This window comes from Ochrobactrum sp. SFR4 (assembly GCF_019730395.1).
GTDB lineage: Bacteria > Pseudomonadota > Alphaproteobacteria > Rhizobiales > Rhizobiaceae > Pseudochrobactrum.
In genome coordinates this window covers 1-299 of record NZ_JAAPBB010000599.1, presented here as the reverse complement: position 1 = coordinate 299, position 299 = coordinate 1, and the positions used below count along the sequence as shown (strand labels likewise).

The following is a 299-nucleotide window of genomic DNA, read 5'->3' as shown; positions in this document are numbered from 1 at the left end:
CAAAAAGTACCCTGGCATCCGTATCGACTATAATGATATCGGCACAAACGGTGTTTACAACCGTGTGATCTCTGAAGCTGCCGCAAAGCAGGTCGGTGGTGATGTATTCTGGACCTCGGCGATGGATCAGGGCGTGAAGCTTGCGGTCGACGGTTATCTGGAAGCCTATAAATCATTTGAGGCTGCATCACTGCCAAGCTGGGCAATCTATAAAGATATCGTTTATGCGACGTCTGTCGAGCCAATCGGGATGATTTACAACAAGACGGCACTATCGGAAGATAAGGTGCCGCAAACAC

Annotated in this window: 1 protein-coding gene; it reads left to right on the top strand. The window is 49.2% G+C overall.

The window, feature by feature from the left end:
- The coding region (locus HBA93_RS20430; RefSeq protein ID WP_221724494.1) for an ABC transporter substrate-binding protein at nt 1-299 on the top strand (299 nt) is incomplete at both ends.